The organism is Agrobacterium sp. 16-2014-1-2a, from assembly GCF_053522705.1.
This window is the reverse complement of sequence record NZ_JBNWBX010000001.1, coordinates 961,297-980,028: the sequence shown is the minus strand read 5'-3', so window position 1 is coordinate 980,028 and position 18,732 is coordinate 961,297. Positions and strand designations below refer to the sequence as shown.

General features: G+C 59.9%; 22 protein-coding genes and 1 riboswitch. Of the genes, 12 read left to right on the top strand and 10 right to left on the bottom strand.

Going from position 1 to position 18,732, the window contains the following annotated elements; all coding sequences use genetic code 11:
* Positions 1–98 precede the first annotated feature (98 nt).
* Positions 99–824, bottom strand: a complete 726-nt coding sequence (locus tag ACQZ45_RS04955; protein WP_038490252.1) for a helix-turn-helix transcriptional regulator — start codon at positions 822–824, stop codon at positions 99–101.
* A gap of 133 nt (positions 825–957) precedes the next feature.
* On the opposite strand from ACQZ45_RS04955, the gene ACQZ45_RS04950 reads away from it, so the two are divergent.
* From ACQZ45_RS04950 to ACQZ45_RS04925, 6 genes are all read left to right on the top strand, one after another.
* Positions 958–1,587 carry a LysE family translocator gene (locus ACQZ45_RS04950; RefSeq protein ID WP_113291414.1) on the top strand — a complete coding sequence of 210 codons (630 nt, stop codon included), beginning with the start codon at positions 958–960 and terminating at the stop codon, positions 1,585–1,587.
* Between the two features lie 115 nt (positions 1,588–1,702).
* Complete coding sequence (locus ACQZ45_RS04945; RefSeq protein ID WP_025592760.1) at positions 1,703–2,137, top strand: c-type cytochrome; 435 nt, start codon at positions 1,703–1,705, stop codon at positions 2,135–2,137.
* Between the two features lie 86 nt (positions 2,138–2,223).
* Positions 2,224–3,144 carry a c-type cytochrome gene (locus ACQZ45_RS04940; protein WP_003511962.1) on the top strand — a complete coding sequence of 307 codons (921 nt, stop codon included), beginning with the start codon at positions 2,224–2,226 and terminating at the stop codon, positions 3,142–3,144.
* Positions 3,145–3,235: 91 nt separating this feature from the next.
* A riboswitch (cobalamin riboswitch) is annotated at positions 3,236–3,460 on the top strand.
* Between the two features lie 166 nt (positions 3,461–3,626).
* A complete protein-coding gene (locus tag ACQZ45_RS04935) occupies positions 3,627–3,809 on the top strand; it encodes a CbtB domain-containing protein (protein ID WP_003494386.1) in 183 nt (60 codons plus the stop codon).
* 10 nt (positions 3,810–3,819) lie between these two features.
* Complete coding sequence (locus ACQZ45_RS04930; RefSeq protein ID WP_448742187.1) at positions 3,820–4,536, top strand: CbtA family protein; 717 nt, start codon at positions 3,820–3,822, stop codon at positions 4,534–4,536.
* Positions 4,537–4,540: 4 nt separating this feature from the next.
* On the top strand, positions 4,541–4,855 hold the full coding sequence (locus ACQZ45_RS04925) for a hypothetical protein (RefSeq protein ID WP_003511970.1): 315 nt from the start codon (positions 4,541–4,543) through the stop codon (positions 4,853–4,855).
* A gap of 103 nt (positions 4,856–4,958) precedes the next feature.
* Here the strand turns inward: ACQZ45_RS04925 and ACQZ45_RS04920 are convergent, their stop codons facing one another.
* The 4 genes from ACQZ45_RS04920 to ACQZ45_RS04905 all read right to left on the bottom strand — a co-directional run bounded on the left by ACQZ45_RS04920 (position 4,959) and on the right by ACQZ45_RS04905 (position 7,104).
* Positions 4,959–5,525, bottom strand: coding sequence for a type 1 glutamine amidotransferase family protein (locus tag ACQZ45_RS04920; RefSeq protein WP_003511972.1), 567 nt, complete (start codon positions 5,523–5,525; stop codon positions 4,959–4,961).
* Positions 5,526–5,546: 21 nt separating this feature from the next.
* Positions 5,547–6,035, bottom strand: a complete 489-nt coding sequence (locus tag ACQZ45_RS04915) for a GNAT family N-acetyltransferase (RefSeq protein WP_003511975.1) — start codon at positions 6,033–6,035, stop codon at positions 5,547–5,549.
* 205 nt (positions 6,036–6,240) lie between these two features.
* Complete coding sequence (locus ACQZ45_RS04910; RefSeq protein WP_003511977.1) at positions 6,241–6,654, bottom strand: MerR family transcriptional regulator; 414 nt, start codon at positions 6,652–6,654, stop codon at positions 6,241–6,243.
* Positions 6,655–6,750: 96 nt separating this feature from the next.
* Positions 6,751–7,104: a hypothetical protein gene (locus ACQZ45_RS04905; protein ID WP_003511979.1), complete on the bottom strand. Its 354-nt coding sequence runs from the start codon at positions 7,102–7,104 to the stop codon at positions 6,751–6,753.
* A 127-nt stretch (positions 7,105–7,231) separates the two neighbouring features.
* On the opposite strand from ACQZ45_RS04905, the gene dmeR reads away from it, so the two are divergent.
* A complete protein-coding gene (dmeR, locus tag ACQZ45_RS04900; RefSeq protein ID WP_003494395.1) occupies positions 7,232–7,504 on the top strand; it encodes a Ni(II)/Co(II)-sensing transcriptional repressor DmeR in 273 nt (90 codons plus the stop codon).
* An 81-nt stretch (positions 7,505–7,585) separates the two neighbouring features.
* Positions 7,586–8,590: a CDF family Co(II)/Ni(II) efflux transporter DmeF gene (dmeF, locus tag ACQZ45_RS04895; protein WP_112513406.1), complete on the top strand. Its 1,005-nt coding sequence runs from the start codon at positions 7,586–7,588 to the stop codon at positions 8,588–8,590.
* A 10-nt stretch (positions 8,591–8,600) separates the two neighbouring features.
* On the opposite strand, the gene ACQZ45_RS04890 is transcribed toward dmeF, so the two are convergent.
* The 5 genes from ACQZ45_RS04890 to ACQZ45_RS04870 all read right to left on the bottom strand — a co-directional run bounded on the left by ACQZ45_RS04890 (position 8,601) and on the right by ACQZ45_RS04870 (position 15,115).
* On the bottom strand, positions 8,601–8,882 hold the full coding sequence (locus ACQZ45_RS04890) for a hypothetical protein (protein ID WP_003511987.1): 282 nt from the start codon (positions 8,880–8,882) through the stop codon (positions 8,601–8,603).
* Between the two features lie 365 nt (positions 8,883–9,247).
* Positions 9,248–10,354: a quaternary amine ABC transporter ATP-binding protein gene (locus tag ACQZ45_RS04885; protein WP_003511989.1), complete on the bottom strand. Its 1,107-nt coding sequence runs from the start codon at positions 10,352–10,354 to the stop codon at positions 9,248–9,250.
* On the bottom strand, positions 10,347–11,255 hold the full coding sequence (locus tag ACQZ45_RS04880; RefSeq protein ID WP_003511991.1) for an ABC transporter permease: 909 nt from the start codon (positions 11,253–11,255) through the stop codon (positions 10,347–10,349). Before ACQZ45_RS04880 ends, ACQZ45_RS04885 begins: the two co-directional genes overlap by 8 nt.
* A 254-nt stretch (positions 11,256–11,509) precedes the next feature.
* Positions 11,510–12,520, bottom strand: coding sequence for an ABC transporter substrate-binding protein (locus tag ACQZ45_RS04875; protein WP_003511993.1), 1,011 nt, complete (start codon positions 12,518–12,520; stop codon positions 11,510–11,512).
* A 495-nt stretch (positions 12,521–13,015) separates the two neighbouring features.
* Positions 13,016–15,115 carry a S9 family peptidase gene (locus ACQZ45_RS04870; RefSeq protein WP_113291520.1) on the bottom strand — a complete coding sequence of 700 codons (2,100 nt, stop codon included), beginning with the start codon at positions 15,113–15,115 and terminating at the stop codon, positions 13,016–13,018.
* 223 nt (positions 15,116–15,338) lie between these two features.
* Between ACQZ45_RS04870 and ACQZ45_RS04865 the strand changes: the two genes are divergently transcribed.
* From ACQZ45_RS04865 to ACQZ45_RS04850, 4 genes are all read left to right on the top strand, one after another.
* The gene (locus ACQZ45_RS04865) at positions 15,339–15,740 is read left to right on the top strand and encodes a DUF930 domain-containing protein (protein WP_003511997.1); all 402 of its coding nucleotides are present in this window, start codon (positions 15,339–15,341) and stop codon (positions 15,738–15,740) included.
* Between the two features lie 105 nt (positions 15,741–15,845).
* Entirely contained in the window at positions 15,846–16,754 is a 909-nt protein-coding gene (locus tag ACQZ45_RS04860; RefSeq protein WP_112152817.1) for a dihydrodipicolinate synthase family protein, read from the top strand.
* Between the two features lie 52 nt (positions 16,755–16,806).
* Positions 16,807–17,532, top strand: a complete 726-nt coding sequence (locus tag ACQZ45_RS04855) for a polysaccharide deacetylase family protein (protein ID WP_448742186.1) — start codon at positions 16,807–16,809, stop codon at positions 17,530–17,532.
* Positions 17,533–17,648: 116 nt separating this feature from the next.
* Positions 17,649–18,725 carry a bifunctional transcriptional activator/DNA repair enzyme AdaA gene (locus ACQZ45_RS04850; protein WP_003512000.1) on the top strand — a complete coding sequence of 359 codons (1,077 nt, stop codon included), beginning with the start codon at positions 17,649–17,651 and terminating at the stop codon, positions 18,723–18,725.
* Positions 18,726–18,732 lie beyond the last annotated feature (7 nt).

Genomic DNA, 18,732 nt, shown 5'->3' with positions numbered 1-18,732 from the left:
CTCTCAACCGTCATTACTGTCCCTGTCACAGGAATGACGGTTGAGACGGGGGCCCCGACACAGAACGAAGGTTGAAAGACGCGCTAAATCAGTTGCTTTTACGCGCCGGCTTGATTCGTCGTTCGTTCCGAAGTCCCAAGCTGATTGCTCTGCCAGCCGCTCATCCACAATTGCCGCAACCTTTCGCCTTCCATCTTGAAAAAGCTGCCGGTTGTCTTGCAGGTCAGAACGCGGTCGGAGCGGAAATTGCGGATCGCTTGCCTGAGTTCGCACCAGGCGACGATATTGGTCGTCTCCGAATAATAGATCGTGGCGATGGGCCGGATCTGTCGCCGGGTCTCGGTGCCGGTTTCATCGCCATAGGTTATGTCCAACCGCTCCTCGTCGCGCACCGCCCGCCTGACCATGGCAAGATCGACGCCGGCGGGTGAGGGCGCGATGCTGCCCCAGGCGTGCAGGGCATTGGCCGACAGGGTTTTCGACAGGGGTTCGGGCAGGGATGCGGCAATCTTGTCGCTGACCTTTTTGGCCGCCTGCCGCAATTCGGTATCGCCCGTGCGCGCGACCATGGCGAGCGCAAGCACGATCGCCTCCGTCTCCTCGATGGAGAACATCAGCGGCGGCAGGTTGAAGCCGGGACGCAGGATGTAACCGACGCCGCGTTCGCCTTCGATCGGTACGCGCATGGTCTGAAGGGCCGAAATATCGCGATAGACCGAGCGCACCGTGACCTCCAGTGCCTCGGCAATGGTCTGCGCGGTGATCGGCCTGCGCGCCACCCGCAGGATCTGGATGATCTCGAACAGTCTCGATGCCTTGCGCATTGCCGTTTTTCCCGGTGGTTTCCCAACGCAACTGACACAACGCTGTCAGTTGGATTTTCCTATAAGCAGCAAAACACATTGAGAAACATGAGTTTTCCCGAATGTGTCGCAAACTGTTTTGGGAGATACTGACATGAGTTACGCCGAAAATCTCTGGCTTTTCTTTCTGGTCCTGTTCGGCATCATCATCCTGCCGGGCATGGATATGCTGTTCGTGCTGGCAAGTGCGTTGACGGGTGGCAAAAGAACCGGGCTTTCCGCCGCAAGCGGCATGAGCGCCGGCGGCATGGTGCATTCACTTTACGGTGCGTTGGGCGTCGGCATGCTTGCCGCCTGGATGCCGTCGCTGTTCCTGCCGCTGCTGGTCGCCGGCGCCGCTTACATGGTCTGGATCGGCGTCGGCCTGATGCGCAGCGCTATCACCGTCAATGGCGATGAGGCGCAGGCGAGCGCCTCTGTCAGAAAGGCGTTCTGGCGGGCCGTGCTCACCTGCCTTTCCAATCCGAAAGCCTATCTCTTCATGATGGCGATCTATCCGCAATTCCTCAAACCCGACTATGGTCCAATCTGGATGCAGGGGCTGGTAATGGGCGCGATGGTGGCCATCACGCAGTTCACGGTCTATGGCGCTCTGGCGCTGACGGCGGATAAAAGCCGGGTATGGCTCGTTTCCTCGCCTGCCGCGACGATTTTCATCGGCCGCGCCGCCGGTTTCATGCTGATTGCCGCAGCCCTGGTTACGCTTTGGGAAGCACTCTCCTAGACTTCTGTTTTCTTGGGGAAATTCACTGCAATGTGACTTCTTTTCGCCATGCGGAAAGGGCATCCTCGCGCCGTTATCGCGCGTTCGGCATCTGCCGGAATCAAGGAGAGAGTGTATGAAACTGAAAACCATCGCGGCGGCCATGCTTTTCGGCTGTCTTTGCGCCGGAGCGGTCTACGCTGCCGGCGAAGTCGAAAAACGTGAAGGCATGATGAAGCAGATCGGCGGCTCCATGGGGGCGCTTGCTGCCATCTCCAAGGGCCAGAAGCCTTATGACGCCGAAGCCGTAAAGGCTGCCGTGACGACCATCAGCACCAACGCCAAGGCTTTCCCCGACCAGTTTCCCCCGGGCAGCGAGACCGGCAGTGCTGCGGCACCCGCGATCTGGGAAAATTTCGATGACTTCAAGTCCAAGGCCGCCAAGCTCGGTGCCGATGCGGACAAGGTCCTCGCCAGCCTTCCCGCCGATCAGGCAGGCGTCACCGCCGCCATGCAGACCCTCGGTGCCGATTGTGGTGCGTGCCACCAGACCTACCGTCTGAAGAAGTGATCCTAATAAGAACGCCGCTTCCCGGCGGCGTTTTTTTCAGCGGGAATGACGCCTGATCTCATCAGGTGATAATGGGGAGAGGGGTCATGGCCTCCATTTGGACGAAGCTCGCGGGCGGGATCGCGGTGGCGGCCATTGCCGGTTTCGGCATTTTCGCCTGGGTGACCGCGCCTGTGCGTCAGGCACCCAGCCACTGGGTGAGCCTTGGCGAGCCGGACCTTGCCAATGGCGAAACGCTGTTCTGGGCGGGTGGCTGCGCAAGTTGCCATGCGGCACCAGATGCCAAGGGCGATGCGCTTTTGACGCTTTCGGGCGGGCAAGCGTTGAAAAGCCCCTTCGGCACCTTCCATGTGCCTAATATTTCCTCCGATCCGCAGCATGGCATTGGCGGCTGGACGCTTTCGGAATTCGGCGATGCGATGACGCGCGGCGTCGGCAAGAACGGCGAACATCTCTACCCGTCCTTCCCTTACGCCTCCTATGCCCGCATGACGCAGAAGGACATCAACGACCTCTTCGGTTATCTGCGGGTTCTGCCCGCCAGCCAGAATGACGCGCCGGATCACGAACTGCCGTTCCCCTTCAACATGCGCATGGCATTGGGCGGCTGGAAATTCCTCTATTTCGATACATCCGCGCCACCCCGCGTCGAGCTTGCCGATGCCAATGCCGAATTGCTGCGCGGCCAATATCTGGTGGAAGGCCCGGGCCATTGTGGCGAATGTCACACGCCGCGCAATGCGCTTGGCGGTTTTCTCGATGGTAAATGGCTGGCCGGTGGTCCCAATCCCGAAGGCGAGGGCCGCATTCCCGATATCACCCCCGGCTCGCAGAGCGTCGGAAGCTGGGAGGCGGCCGATATTGCCAACTATCTGGAAACCGGCTTCACCCCGGAATTCGACAGCGTCGGCGGCTCCATGGTCAAGGTGCAGCAGAACATGGCGCATCTGACGGCCGAAGACCGCAATGCGATCGCCGCCTATCTGAAGGCCATCCCGGCACGGTAGCCCTTTGCCGTCATGCCGGACTTGATCCGGCATCCAGCCGCGGCGCGCAATTCTCACGCCGGCCTGCCATTGACTCCCACCCACACCCATCGGATAACGATCCTGTGATGGTTCCTTCCGGGCGTTCCGGAAGGTGAAAAGGGAACACGATAGGGAGACATCCTCATTCGTGGCTGCCCCCGCAACTGTGAGCGGAGAGCCTGAAACGAAATGCCACTGGTAAGCATCTCGCCGGATATGGGCGAGGGCAATGCCGGGAAGGTGTTTCAGGTTTTGACCCGTAAGCCAGGAGACCTGCCATCACGGAAATGTCCATGCCGGCGGGGTGTCCGGAAGAGCGGAATTTCAGGGTGGTGGTGCTTGAACGTGCCGCCCTGTGTCAGTCTCGTATCCCCGTGGTGAAGTGTATCGCATGCGGCTGCACGGCGTTTGCCGTTCCGCCGCGTCTAAAGGCGCGGGGTCGCGCCGTAAGAGGGGTCACCATGTCCATCAACCAGAATACGGCAAATGCCGCCGTTTCAGCAAAAACGGGCAGCTTCGCGCAATCGCTGACGGCGATCGTGCTTGGCCTGTTCGTCGTCGGTTTTGTCGGCTTTTCGCATGTGGAAGCCGTTCACAACGCCGCGCATGACACACGTCATGCCAATGCTTTCCCTTGCCATTGAGGGGGGAAGCATGTCGTTCTTTCGCAATATCGTTTTTACCGCCGTCCTCGTCGGCATCGTTGGCGGCTTCGCCGTTTCGGCCATGCAGGCTTTCGGCACCACGCCGCTGATCCTGAAGGCGGAAGCCTATGAAAATGCCGGTGGCGAAGCGCCCCACAGCCACGATGCTCCGGCCACGACCGGCGCTGCCGTTCCCGCGCACGAACATAACGAGGAAGCCTGGTCTCCGGCCGACGGCTTCGAGCGCACCGCCTATACGGTCGCCGCCAACGTGCTGACTGCCATCGGTTATGCGCTGGTGCTGACCGGCCTCATCTCGCTGCGCGGCACCGATGCCGGCTGGCGCGAAGGCCTTTTGTGGGGTGTGGCCGGTTTTGCCGCCGTCATGCTTGCGCCGATGATCGGCCTGCCGCCGGAACTGCCGGGCAGCCCGGCGGCCGCGCTTGAGGCGCGTCAAATCTGGTGGCTTTCGACGGTTGCGGCGACCGCAGGCGGCATTGCGCTGATCGCATTCCGCCGCGAACCCTGGGCAATCGTGCTCGCACTGGTGTTGATCGTTGCTCCACATGTGGTGGGCGCGCCCCTGCCGCCGGAAGGTGAACATGCGCTGGCACCGCTGCCGCTGGAACGACAGTTCATCGTCGCCGCCACCGTGACCAGCTTTGTCTTCTGGGCCTTGCTCGGAACATTGAGCGCGTTTTTCCTGAAGCGCTTCCAGCAGGCTTGAAACCATGCAGGGCGCAGCCGAATGGAGTGAGGAACTCGATGCGCTGCGTTTTGCCGTTCCCGGTCACGGCGCTTTCTGCGCCGTGCATCGCCTTGCTTTCAAGGCAGTCCTTGGCGTCAGCCCGGAACGGGAAGCGGCGCTCGCCTATTTTCATGAGAATGAGGCTGCCTTTACGGCCGCAGCCCTTGCCAAGATAAAACGCTCGGCTTTGCCGGCCGGTCGCAGTCTGCATCTCAACAGCCGCGATATCCGCCGTGCGATTGCGGGGGAGGGCGGGGATGTCGCGCTCCGTGTCTGCCGGGTGCTTGATCAGGGGTGATTTGTGATGGTCTCGCGGCTTAACTTCCCCACCACCTCATTCCTGTGACAAGCACAGGAATGAGGTGGGAGGATCAGCAAAACTCTCGACACCAAGGTGAGCCTCACCGGTGCTCCGCCGCGAAAACCTGAAGTTCCGCCTCGGCTTCCGGACCAAAGAGGCCGAGGTGTTTCAGAATTTCCACCGCGAAACTGACGGGTGCACTGCCGGCTGCGGTTACGATGCCGCCATCGCTGACCGCCTTCGGCTGGTCGCGATAGAGCGCTTCGCCGCGATAGGACGGATAGGTCTTGTGAGAGGCGAGCGAATTTCCGGTATGGGCGACGTCATCAAGGGCGCCCGTGCCTGCAAGCGCGCTGGCAGCCGCGCAGATGCCGGCAACCAGTCGGCCCTTCTCGCGAAACCGCTGTACCAGCCCGCCAAGATCGACAGCCGTTCCCTTTTCCCAGCTGAGGCCGCCGGGAATGACGAGCGCATCGATGTTAGCAGGATCAAGCGCGTCATAGGATGTGTCGGGCGTAACGTTGAGCCCGCCCATTGAAACCACGGGCCGGCCGTCCGGGGTTGCGTAAACGATCTCGACGCCGAGATAGCCGCGCGCGGCGGCGGCAAGCAGCGCCGGTTCCCAGTCCGCAAAATCCTGCGCAAGCGCAATGGCAATCCGTGTCATGGCCGTCTCCAAAGGTTGCAATCAGGCGATAGACTGCATGTAGCGCATGCCGGTGACCGGGCGCGGCGCGAAATCCATGCTTTCGTAGAAACGATGCGCGGCGACATTGCCGGTCGTGGCGCTGACGGAAAGATAGTCGCAACCGAGGCGCTTGGCGATATCGCGGGCGCGGGAAACCAGGTGCTGGCCGGTGCCATGGCCGCGGTGACCGTCACGCACGAAAAGATGGTGCAGCTCAAGCCCGCGGCGGCCTTCCTGCGCCCTGTAGAGCGGCAGCATCAGGGCGTAACCGATCAATGCGCCGTCGGCTTCCGCCACCAGCCCATGCACCCAGGGAAGCGGGCCGAACAGGTCGCGTTCCAGTTTCGCCGGCGTAATCGCCGCCGCATCGCCATGAAAGGTGGCAAGCAGGGTGATCATCTCATTGAGCTCAGGCAAATCGGTCTTGCGTGCGCCACGAATGATGACGACGGGCGGTCTTTCCAGTGTAAGGGAACTATCTTCGGTCATTTTTCTGGTCCTTCGGTTTTATCGGTGCCGTCAGGACGCTTGAAAAACAACAAAGCCGCCTGACGGCGGCTTGTTGACAAAATGATCTGTCGAGCCGCCCTTTACAGGTAGGCCCAAAAGTACGAGCAGGAGATGGGTGCGCGTTCGTTGATCATGTCCATGCAATGCGCTCGAATCTGAAATCTGTCAAGCCTGCTGTTTAGCCTCAATGCTCCCCTTCGCACATGCCATGGTCGGAAAGTGCGCGGATGACATAACAATCCTCGATCGAATGACCATGGCAATGGGAGACGATACGTTCCAGCTCATGCTCGAGCTTTTTGAGGCTGGTGATTTTTTCGCGCACATGGGCGAGGTGTTCGGCGGCAATGCGATCCGCACCCTCGCACGGCATTTGCCGGTGCTGGCTGAGCGCGATCAATTCTCTGATGGCGTCTATATTGAGCCCGATATCGCGGGCATGGCGGATGAAAGCCAGCCTTTCGAGATCGGATTTTTCGTAACGGCGCTGGTTGCCTTCCGAGCGGTCTGCCTCGCGGATGAGGCCCATCTGCTCATAATAGCGGATCGTCGGAACCTTCACGCCGGTACGTTTGGACAATTCACCGATGGACAGCATTGCCTTCTCCATATCCTCAAGAGCAGCCGGGACAAGAACGAACCGGATGCTCTAGTCTCTAGAGATATAGCTTTTCAGCCTGCCGTTCAATGGGTGTCAGGCGGCGGCATCCACGCCGAGTGCCTGCGCCAGGGCTTTGAGAACTTCTGTCTCGATGCTGGAGGCGGCGTCAGGCTGCGCTGATGCGGCGATATCTACCGCCGGTTCGGTTCTGGCCTGTGCGCCGCTGTCCAGGTTCCAAAGTGCTGCGGCAAGTCCGGCGGAAACGCTGGCGGCGGCAGGTGCGGCGGAAACGGCAACGCTCTCGGCGCTGGAAATCGCGCGGTGTGCCGCCCGTGTCAGTTCCAGCAGGGCCTCGGTGGTTGCATTTGTTTCCCTAGTCTTTGTCGGCTCAAGGGTCCGGACCGGAGTTGCGTAATAGCTGCTGGTTGTTGCTGCGATAGTCGTCATGACTGAGTCCCCTAAGTTTCATGGGGTATTTTTAGGGGTCGAAACATTCGCGAAGATTGCGTCGCGCAGGGCTTGAACCAAAAAACATCGCAATATAGTATACCCCCCTATAGTATATGAGGTACTCATGTCCCATACGATCCGCAACAAGGAGAAGCTTCTCGCTCGCATCCGTCGCCTCAAGGGGCAGATGGAGGCGGTGGAGCGTGCCCTGGACGATTCCAAGCCCTGCGGCGAGGTGCTGCAATTGCTGGCCTCGGTGCGCGGTGCGCTTTCCGGCCTGACGGGGGAGGTGATGCAGGAACATCTGCATGAGCACGTCGTGCACGCCGAAAATGAAGACGAGCGGGCGCGTGCGGCGGAAGAGCTGGCCCAGGTGCTGAAGACCTACATCCGCTAACCTCTCTCCCAAAAGTGTCCGCGGCTTTGGGAAAAGACATGCGTGAAACAGAATATTCCAGGATCGAACAGGATTAGCGACATGACGACGACATCCGAATTTTCCGCAGCGTCCGGCCACGACCATGTTTTCCTAGGCCGGAACCATGAGCGCAATGAAAAGCGCGTGTGGATGGTGATTGCGCTGACCACAGTCATGATGGTGGCGGAGATCGTCGCCGGCCACTGGTTCGGTTCCATGGCGCTGACGGCGGATGGCTGGCACATGTCCACCCATGCGGGCGCAATGCTCATCTCGGCGCTGGCCTATCTCTATGCCCGGCGTGAGGCGCGCAATCCGCGCTTCACCTTCGGCACCGGCAAGTTCGGTGATCTCGCCGGTTTTGCCAGCGCCATCGTTCTGGCGGTGGTGGCGCTGCTCATCGCCGTCGAAAGTGCGATGCGGCTTTTCAATCCTGTTCAGATCGACTTCAATCAGGCGATCCTCGTCGCCGTCATCGGTCTTGCCGTCAATCTCGTCAGCGCCGTGCTGTTGAAGGATGACCACGATCACGGCCATGGCCATGGCCATGGTTCGCATGCCCATCACGGCCATGGCAGCCACGCCCATCACGATCACGGCTCGCACGCGCATCACGGCGAGCACGGTGCGAAGGGCGGCAGGGACAATAATCTGCGCGCAGCCTATCTGCATGTACTCGCCGATGCGCTGACTTCCGTTCTCGCCATTGTCGCGCTGCTGCTCGGCAAGTGGAACGGCTGGTCCTTCCTCGATCCGTTGATGGGTATTGTCGGCGGTGTGGTGATTGCCCGCTGGTCATGGGGACTCATTCGCTCCACGGCAACGACGCTGGTGGATGCGGTTCCGCTGACGGAGGACTTGCCGCAGGAAATCCGTGAAAGCGTGGAAACGGAAGAAGATCGCATCACCGACCTGCACGTCTGGCAGGTGGGGCCGGGGCATCACGCCGCCATTGTCGCCATCCACTCGCAGGTGCCGAAGGCACCGGCTTTCTACAAGCAGAAGCTTGCAGCCATACATGAACTCTCACATGTAACGGTGGAGGTCAGCCCGGCAAGGGCCTGATCGGAATCACCTATTCGTATTCGGAATAGGCGCTGCGCACCCATTCGGCCTGCGCTTCTGCCTTGTCTTCGGCGGAGGTCGCAGCCTGCGTGTGGGCCGGCGCGCTGCCATTGCCGACGGCCCACAGCACGTTTGCCAGCGAACGGGAAAGAACGGTGCTGGAAACGGTAGGGTTGCCGGGGCCGCGTTTAACGGCCTGTTCCTCGGGCGCGCTCTGCGCGCTGCCGGGTTTTTCGATGTCGCGGACACGAGCCTGATAATTGTATCCGCCAATATTGCTTTCGATCTGCATGCCAGTGATTCCGCGTTCAAAAGTTAACAAATCGTTAACGGCGGCGGCTTGCCCGAAGCTTGCGCTTGCTGCATTGCAATGTCGTTCCCGGCTTGACACGTGGCAAAGGGGTGCTTCGTTTTTGCATGGTTGGATGGGAAGGCGGGCATTGCCGGCCTTGCCCACACTTCGCGTCGTGCTCGCCATGGCGACCCTGTTGTGCCGCTCAAACTCTGGCGCCAAACACCCCAACTCCCGTCATGCCGGCTCTAGGCCGGTATGACGAAAGAGTTTGGACGCGGCCAGGCAACTCCGATGTCTTTTGCGCAGCGGGGCTGGGGCTTTTTCGGTCCTCTGAAAGAAAGGCAAATCCTGTTGGTGCCGGATTACGCGGTTTCCTTCTCCACAGGCGCCGCCGGTTCCGGGATTTTTTCCGCTTCCTCCACGACTGCCAACCTGAGATCTGCCTCCTGAGGTGCCGGCGTGACCATCGCCGCCACCAGCGTGTCGAGGCCGATGGCGCCGACTGGCTTGCCGTCTTCATCCACCACATGGGCGCTGGTTTCGTTCGCCTCCGACATATCGCGGGCGATGGTTTCCAGAGTCGCGTTTTCCGGCACCGACATGCCCTCGGGTTTCGCCGTCAGCGGTTCCATCACGGTGGTCGCCTGAAGCACGCGGCTGCGGTTGACGTCGCGCACGAAGTCGGTGACGTAACCATCCGCAGGAGAAAGGATGATGCTCTGGCCGTCGCCCTGCTGCACCACTTCGCCGTCTTTCAGGATGGCAATGTGGTCGCCGAGCCGCAAAGCCTCATCCAGATCGTGAGTGATGAACACCACGGTCTTTTTCAGCTCCTGCTGAAGGTCGAGCAGCATCGTCTGCATATCGACACGGATCAGCGGATCGAGAGCCGAATAGGCCTCGTCCATCAGGAGAATATCGGCATCGTTGGCAAGCGCGCGGGCAAGGCCGACGCGCTGCTGCATGCCGCCGGAAAGCTGGTTCGGATAATAATCCTCATAGCCGGCAAGACCGACACGCTCCAGCCAGTAACGGCCTTTCTCTTCGCTGTCCTTTCGTGGCATGCCCTGAATATCGAGGCCGTAGACGCTGTTTTCCAGCACGGTGCGATGCGGCAGGAGGCCGAATTTTTGGAACACCATCGCCGTTTTGTGACGGCGGAATTTCCGCAGCGCCGAAGTGCTCATGCCGCAAATGTCCTCGCCGTCGTAGAGAACCTCACCTGCGGTCGGGTCGATCAGCCGGTTGATGTGGCGGATCAGCGTCGACTTGCCGGAACCGGAAAGCCCCATGACCACGGTGATCTTGCCGCCCGGCATGGTGATGTTGATGTTGTTGAGACCGAGCACATGGTTGTGTTTGTCGTTCAGCTCGACCTTGTCCATGCCTGATCGCACCGCTTCGAGGTACTTCTCGGGATGCTTGCCGAAGATCTTGTAAAGATTCCTGATTTCGATGCTTTTAGCCATGGGAGACCTCGCGGTATTTCTGCAGGCGCTTGCCGAAAGCCTGGCTTGCCCGGTCGAACATGATGGCGATGGCGACCAGAGCGAAACCGTTCAGGAAGCCCACCGTGAAAAACTGGTTGTTGATGGCCTGCAGCACATTCTTGCCGAGCCCGCCGACACCGACCATGGAGGCGACGACAACCATGGCGAGCGCCATCATGATGGTCTGGTTGATGCCGGTCATGATGGTGGGCAACGCCAGCGGCAGCTGCACATTGAACAGCTTCTGGCCGTTGGAGGAGCCGAAGGCATCGGCGGCTTCCAGCACTTCCCGGTCTACCAGGCGGATGCCGAGGCTGGTCAGGCGGATGACGGGTGGAATGGCGTAGATCACCACTGCGATCAGGCCCGGTACCTTGCCGATGCCGAAAATCACCACCACGGGGATGAGATAAACGAAGCTTGGCAGGGTCTGCATCACGTCGAGCACGGGATTGATGATACGCTGCAACCGTTCGGAGCGTCCCATCAAAATGCCGAGCGGCAGGCCGATGACGATGGCGATCAGCGTGGCGATGGCGACGATGGAAAGCGTCGTCATGGCGTCGCGCCAGAGGCCGACTGCGCCGATCATGAGCAGGGAGATGGCCGTGCCACCGGTGATCTTGAAGCTGCGCCCGGCCAGATGCACGATCGCCAGAATGACCAGCATGGTGACGATCCACGGGGTCTGGATGAACAGCCGCTCCGAGGAGTTGAGAAAGAGCTGCAGCGGATGCACGATCACATCGATCGCATCGCCGTAATTGCGCACGATATCGCGAAAACCGTCATCGATGGTCTTGCGTGCCACACGCATCGTGCCGTTATCGATGGCCGGAAACTTGCACAGCATATCCGGCAGATAGTTACAGAGGGCCATTATTGTTGTTTTCCCTTTGGGTTTTGGGGGATGGGTGGTCGAGGCTGGAGCGCGGGGCACCCCTCCGTCCTGCCGGACATCTCCCCCTCAAGGGGGGAGATCGGCAAGACGCGCCACATCGCTTCATCCGCTAGGTTGGAGTGGAGCGAGGCCTTGCCGCAGGTCGATCTCCCCCCTTGAGGGGGAGATGCCCGGCAGGGCAGAGGGGGGTAAGCTACGGATACAAACCCAAGCTTTTCCCTCCTGCGGATGCGTTACATCGAAGCCTTGATCTTCTCCGCCACCTCGGGCGAAACCCACTTCGTCCAGATATCCTCGTTGTTCTCGAGGAAATATTCCGCGCCGTCTTCGTTGGTGCCCTGGTTTTCATCCATCCAGGCAAGAACCTTGGCGACGGTCTCGTTGTCCCACTGCCGCTTGCGGATGTAGTCGATGGAAGGACCGGCCTTCTCGGCGAAGTCCTTGGTGACAACAGTGAATACCTCTGCCACCGGATAGGCGTTTGGCTTGGGATCGGCGCAATCAGGCTTGGCGATGCAATTGTCGTAGGCCTCGCGGTCGAGTGCCACGCCATCGTCCAGTTTCACCATGTCGTACTTGCCAAGAATGGCCGTCGGGGACCAGTAATAGCCGAGCCAGCCCTGCTTTTTCTCATAGGCATTGGAGATCGAGCCATCGAGGCCTGCTGCGGAGCCGGTATCGATCAGGGCGAAGCCCTTCTCGTCGGCCTTGCGTGCCTTGAACAGGTTGGCGGTCGTTGGCTGGCAGCCCCAGCCCGGCGGGCAGCCAAACACGGCACCCTTGCTGGCGTCTTCCGGCGCCGGGAAAAGCTCGGGATGCTTGAGTGCGTCTTCAACTGTCTTGATATCGGGGTGTTCGTTGGCGAGATATTTGGGAATCCACCAGCCTTCAACGCCACCTTCACTCAGGATTTTGCTTTCCTGGATCAGGTTGCCCTTCTTGACGGCGTCCTCATAGGGGGCGCCAAGGGTATTCACCCACATTTCGGGCGCCATATCCGGCTGGCCCTTTTCATTCATGGAGGTGAATGTGGGAGTGGTGTCGCCGCTGATGACGTTGACCGTGCAATCATAGCCGTTTTCCATGATGAACTTGTCGACGTAAGCCGCAACACCGGCGGATGCCCAGTTCATTTCGGCGATGGTGACGCTGCCGCATGTTTCTGCGGCGTTGGCGGAATTTGCTGCACCGGCAGCGATGGTAAAGCCCGTTACGAGAATGGTCGAGGCTAGGAGTTTCTTCATGGGAGACCTCCAAGTCTGATGCAGTGTTTTCAGTTGGCAAAGCGGGAGCACTGCAAAGCCCGGATTGCCAAGGGCGAACTGACATGGCGCATGAAAAAGCCGAAAAAATCCGGCGATAAGATTATCCGCAAGACGTGCTGCAGGATTGCCGCGAGAAAGGCGGCGAAAAGGCGCATGAATATGTCAACGGCCCGGATAATACGGCCGAAAAGTGATATTGCAATGCGAAATGGCGCAACGCAGCCATGCGTTCGATTTCCGGAACATTTTTTCCGGTGACGTAATACATGGGAATTATTTGCGTTTGCGGAATATATATTATGAGTTGCAGCAACTGGAAATAAAAATTCAATGTCTATAAAGATGTTATTTAAATAAAAGATGGGTATGATAATTTGTGGAAAAAATATTCAATAACGAGATTTTTGCAGGTATTTTCGTCCAAAATAAGATCGGGCGACGATTGGATCGCCGCCCGTTTCTGCATTCAGCGTGTCAGACGGTGTCCTTGCCCGCGACCTTCAGTGCGAAGGCATATTCGAAGGCAATTTCTTCCAGCCGCTGGAAACGGCCCGACTTGCCTCCATGGCCAGCCGCCATGTTGGTCTTGAGCAGGATCGGGGCTTCCCCCGTCGTCTTTTCGCGCAGTTTCGCCACCCATTTGGTCGGTTCCCAATAGGTCACGCGCGGGTCGGTGAGGCCGGAAAGCGCAAGCAGCGGCGGATAGGGCTTTTCCCCGACATTGTCATAGGGGCTGTAGGCGGCGATCCACTGATATTCCTCTTCCGATTCCAGCGGATTGCCCCATTCCGGCCATTCCGGCGGGGTTAGCGGCAGCGTGTCATCAAGCATGGTCGTCAGCACGTCCACGAAGGGAACCGCAGCGATGATGCCGGCAAATTTTTCCGGGGCCATGTTGGCGACGGCGCCCATCAGCATTCCCCCTGCCGAACCGCCTTCCGCGATGATGCGGTCGTAGGAGGTAAAGCCTTCCTTGACCAGATGATCGGCAGCCGCGATGAAATCCTTAAACGTGTTCTGTTTGTCTTTCATCTTGCCGGTTTCATACCACTCGAAACCCTTGTCCTTGCCGCCGCGAATGTGGGCGATGGCATAGATGAAGCCACGGTCTGCCAAAGACAGCGTTGTGGTGGAGAAGGAAGCGGGGATGGTGATGCCATAGGCGCCGTAGCCATAAAGCAGGCAGGGGGCCGAACCGTCGAGTACTACATCCTTGCGGTAAAGCAGCGAGACCGGCACCAACTCGCCGTCATGGGCAGGCGCCATGATGCGGCGGGTAATGTAATCGTCGGGATTGTGGCCGGAAGGCACTTCCTGCGTTTTCAGCAGCGTGCGGTCGCGCGTCACCATATTGTAGTCGAACAACTGGCTCGGCGTCGTCATCGAGGAGTAGGAGAAGCGGATGACATCGGTGTCGTATTCTGCAGCGCCATGCAGGCCAAGCGAATAGGCTTCCTCGGCAAAGGCGATGGAATGCTCCTGGCCCGTGCGGCGATCGCGGATAACGATGCGCGGCAGGCCGTCGCGGCGCTCCAGCCAGATCAGATGGCGGGCATAGGCATCGACGGAGAGAATGAGGCGACCCGGCTCGTGCGGCACGACCTCCTTCCAGTTTTCCTTGCCCGGCGCGGTCACCGGCGCTTCCATGATGCGGAAATCCTTGGCATCGCCGTCATTGGTGAGGATGTAGAAGACATCGCCGCCTTCGCACATCGAATATTCGATACCTTCCTCGCGCTCCGCAACCACGACAGGCTCGGCCATCAGGTCCTTGGTGGAAAGAATGCGGTATTCGCTGGTCTCATGGTCGTGAATGTCGATGAAGATGAAGTCGTCGAGCACGGACGCGCCAACGCCCATGAAGAAGCCGGGGTCCTTTTCCTCATAGACCAGCCGGTCGGCCGACTGCGGCTCGCCGATGATGTGGTGGAAGACCTTCGAGGGGCGGTGGTTTTCGTCCTGTAGCGTATAGAAGAAGCTCTTGCCGTCAGGCGCCCATGCCCCGTCGCCGCCGGTATTTTCCACGACATCGGCAAGGTCTTCACCGGTTTCGAGATTACGGATGCGCAGCGTGAAATATTCCGAACCCTTGTCGTCATAACCCCAGATGCCGTGACTGTGATCGGAAGACTGGTCGAGGCCGGCAAGACGGAAATAATCCTTGCCTTGCGCTTCCCTGTCGCCATCAAGCAGCACGTGCTTTTCGCCGCCATCACGCGGGGTGCGGAAATAATGCGGCTGCTCGCCGCCGGTCACGAACAGCGTGCCATAGGCATAAGGTCCATCATTGACCGGAACAGAGGAATCGTCCTGCTTGATACGGCCTTTCATCTCCTCGAACAGCTTTTCCTGAAGCGCCTTGGTGTCGCCCATTGCGGCTTCCATATAGGCGTTCTCGGCCTCCAGATGGGCGCGGATGGCTGGGTCGAGCAGGGTAGGGTCCTTGAACATGGCCTGCCAGTTATCGGCCCGGAACCATGCGTAGTCATCGGTGCGGGTGATGCCGTGATGCGTATCTTGGACGGGCCGTTTTTCGGCGGTCGGGGCGGCGGGCAGGTTCTTGAAAATCGGCAAGGGAAACTCGCTTTCGTATGAAAAATGCGTGGGCGGCACCCAAGATGTAGAGTGCCCCTCACCACCGATCAAGTTTCAAATCTCCACAGGTGAAATGAGGCTTGGGCACAATTTCGTCAGTTTTCGATCACATTTTGGCAATATCCGGCAAATCAGCGATGATACGCGCCTGCCACCGGCCTGCCGTGCATCAATAAGAACAAACGAAAACTGACAGGATCCCATGCGAAAGTTTCTTCCCGCTGCTCTTTCTGCGTTTTTCCTTGCCTTGCAGGCATCTACACCCGCTTTTGCAATAGACGCCAACGTCATGCGGCAGCTGAACGTGCTCGCCCCCGAGGAGCGTCTGGAGCAGCGTTGCGACATAGAGGCGATGGAGCGGATCGCCACCGAGCAGAAGGGCATGAAGCCGGATAAGGTCATTGCCTATACCTTCGGTGATCCCGAGGTTGGCAAGAATTCAATCAAGGCGTCGGGTGCAGTCTTCAGAAGCGCCGGTGAATGGTACAAGCTCAAATACAAGTGCCAGCTGAAAAGCGACAGCCTCTCCATCCAGTCCTTCGATTACCGTGTCGGCGACAAGATTCCCGAAGAGCAGTGGAAGAAGTTGTATCTTTATGACTGATCGGAGAATTCTTCGTCCGCGGTCGCCGGTTTAAACCCCGCTTTTCTTGCCGCCCTGCCAATGGGTCTGTAACGCTGTCCTTCGATCGAATTGAGGGGCGAGAACATGGCGAAGCAATTCAAGGGACTTTCGGCTTTTCCGATCACGCCCGCTGACGAGGCCGGGCAGGTGGATAGCCAAGCCTTTTCCGCCCTCGTCGAGCGGCTGGATGCGGCGGAGGTCGATTCCATCGGTATTCTCGGCAGCACCGGAACCTATATGTATCTGTCGCGTGCCGAGAGGCGGCGCGCGGTCGAGGCAGCCCATGCCGTCCTCAAGGGCAGGCGCACGCTGATGGCAGGCGTCGGCGCGTTGCGTACCGATGAGGCCGTGGCGCTGGCGAAGGATGCCGAAGCTGCCGGTGCCGATGCGCTGCTTCTGGCACCCGTTTCCTATACGCCGCTGACTCAGGAAGAGGCCTATCACCATTTCGCCGCCGTCGCCGGCGCAACCGATTTGCCGCTCGCCATCTACAACAACCCGACGACGACGCGATTCTCCTTCAGCGATGAGCTTCTGGTCAGGCTCGCCTATATCCCGAATATCCGCGCCATAAAGATGCCGCTGCCGGCCGATTTCGATTATGCGGGAGAGCTTGCGCGGCTGCGGCCGAAACTGACGGATGATTTCGCCATCGGTTACAGCGGCGACTGGGGATGTGCGGAAGCAACGCTTGCCGGTGGCGATGCCTGGTACAGCGTCGTTGCGGGCCTGCTGCCGGTTCCGGCATTGCGGTTGATGCGCGCCGCTCAGGCCGGGGATGCGGAGGAGACGCGCAGGCTCGATCTGGCCTTCCAGCCGCTCTGGGCGCTCTTCAAGGAATTCGGCAGTATCCGCGTGATCTACGCCGCCGCCAATGCTTTGTCGGTAACGGCATGTGAGCCGCCCCGGCCAATCCTGTCGCTGACCAGCGCAGAGCGCCAGCGGGTGGAAGAGGTGCTGAACGCTCTGTCAACGCTGGAAGCCGCGCCATAATTCGGGCGTTTTGCAGGCGGATTGCCACATCTTACCCTTCGGAAACTGAAAAATGCTGCGTAGCCTGCCCTTTGCCGCTCTCTTCCTGTCGCTCTCCACTGCCGCCTTCGCGGGGACGGGTCTCGTCGAGCCGACGCTGAAAATGACGCCGAGGCATGACGGCAGGGTGCGGGTGGCGATGACTCTGGACGCCTGCATGGGCAAGACCGACCATCGCATTCTCGATACGCTGGTGCAGGAAAAGATACCGGCGACGATCTTCGTCACTGCCCGCTGGCTGAAGCACAATAGCGAAGCGCTTGCCGTAATGATGGCGCATCCGGATTTGTTCGAGATTGAAAACCACGGCGAAAACCATGTGCCAGCGGTGGACAAGCCCGTTGCCATCTACGGCATTGCCGCTGCCGGTTCGGAAGCGGCAGTCGAGCAGGAGGTCGAGGGCGGCAGGCAGGCAATTGTCGCCATGACCGGTTTTCAACCGCAATGGTTTCGCGGTGCGACGGCGAAATATACCGCCTCGTCCATGGCCACCATCAACAGGCTCGGCATGCGGGTGGCGGGTTATTCCGTCAATGGCGATGGCGGCTCGCTTCTGGGCGCGGCCGCCACGGCAAAGCACATCGCTTCGGCCAAGGACGGCGACGTCATCATCTCCCACATCAACCAGCCTACCCACGAAGCGGGTGAGGGCGTGGTGGGGGGCCTTCTGGCGCTGAAGGCGCGCGGCGTTGTGTTCACAAGGCTGGACGACCCGTCGTTTACGCCGCCGGGTAATTGAGCGCGGCGGCTCTCTCCTCATTCCTGTAACAAGCACGGGAACGAGGGAAATGAGCATCCCACATCCACGCCCGTTTTTCGGCGGCATACCGCGCAAATTTGCGCTAGCATCCTCCCATGCTGTTCAAACGCCCCGACACCGAAACCCTATATTCCGCCCTTGTGAACAAGGACCCCGCCTATGAGGGCGTGGCCTATGTGTGCGTGACCTCGACGAAGATTTTCTGTCGCTTTACCTGTACCGCGCGAAAGCCGAAGATCGAAAACTGCCGGTTTCGCGAAACCATTGCCGAATGTCTGGAAGCTGGCTTCCGCCCCTGCAAGCGCTGCAAGCCGATGCTTTCCTATGGCACGGCGGATGAAACCGTCACCACCCTTCTGACGGCGCTGGAAAGCGAACCGGCGCGGCGCTGGCGTGAGGAGGATGTGGTGGCGATGGGCCATGACCCTTCCACCGTGCGCCGCACCTTCAAACGCCGTTTCGGCATGAGTTTTCTGGAAATCGCAAGGCTGCGGCGGCTGGGAGATGCGGCGACAAGCCTCGCATCAGGAGAAGCCGTGATCGGCGCGCAGATCGATGCCGGATATGAATCCGGCAGCGGTTTCCGCTCGGCCATCAACCAGTTCTTCGGCACCTCTCCCGCCGCCATGAAGGGCAAGGGGTTCCTGAAGGGCGACTGGATCGACACGCCGATCGGTCCGATGCTGGTGGTTGCCGATGATCACGCCCTGCATCTTCTAGAATTTGCCGACCGTCCAGCGCTTCCGGCCGAATTGAAGCGGCTGAAGGCCCGCACCGGCGCGGATATGGTGCTGGGCAGGACGCCGGTCACCGGCCAGATCGCAGCAGAACTCGCGGCCTATTTCGCCGGGCACTCGGCTGACTTCGAAACCCGGCTTGCCGGACACGGCACACCCTTCGAGCGCGATGTCTGGCACGCATTGCGGGAGATACCGGCGGGAGAGATCGTCAGCTATTCTTCGCTTGCGACGTCGATGCAACGGCCATCCGCCGTGCGTGCCGTCGCCCGCGCCAATGGCGCCAACCAGATCGCCATCGTCGTTCCCTGCCACCGGGTGCTGGGCGCAGATGGCAGCCTGACCGGGTATGGCGGTGGGCTGTGGCGCAAGAAATGGCTGATCGAGCACGAGCGGCGCATGGCCGATAAGCTCCGCATCCCTCTCGCCTCCTGACCGGCCT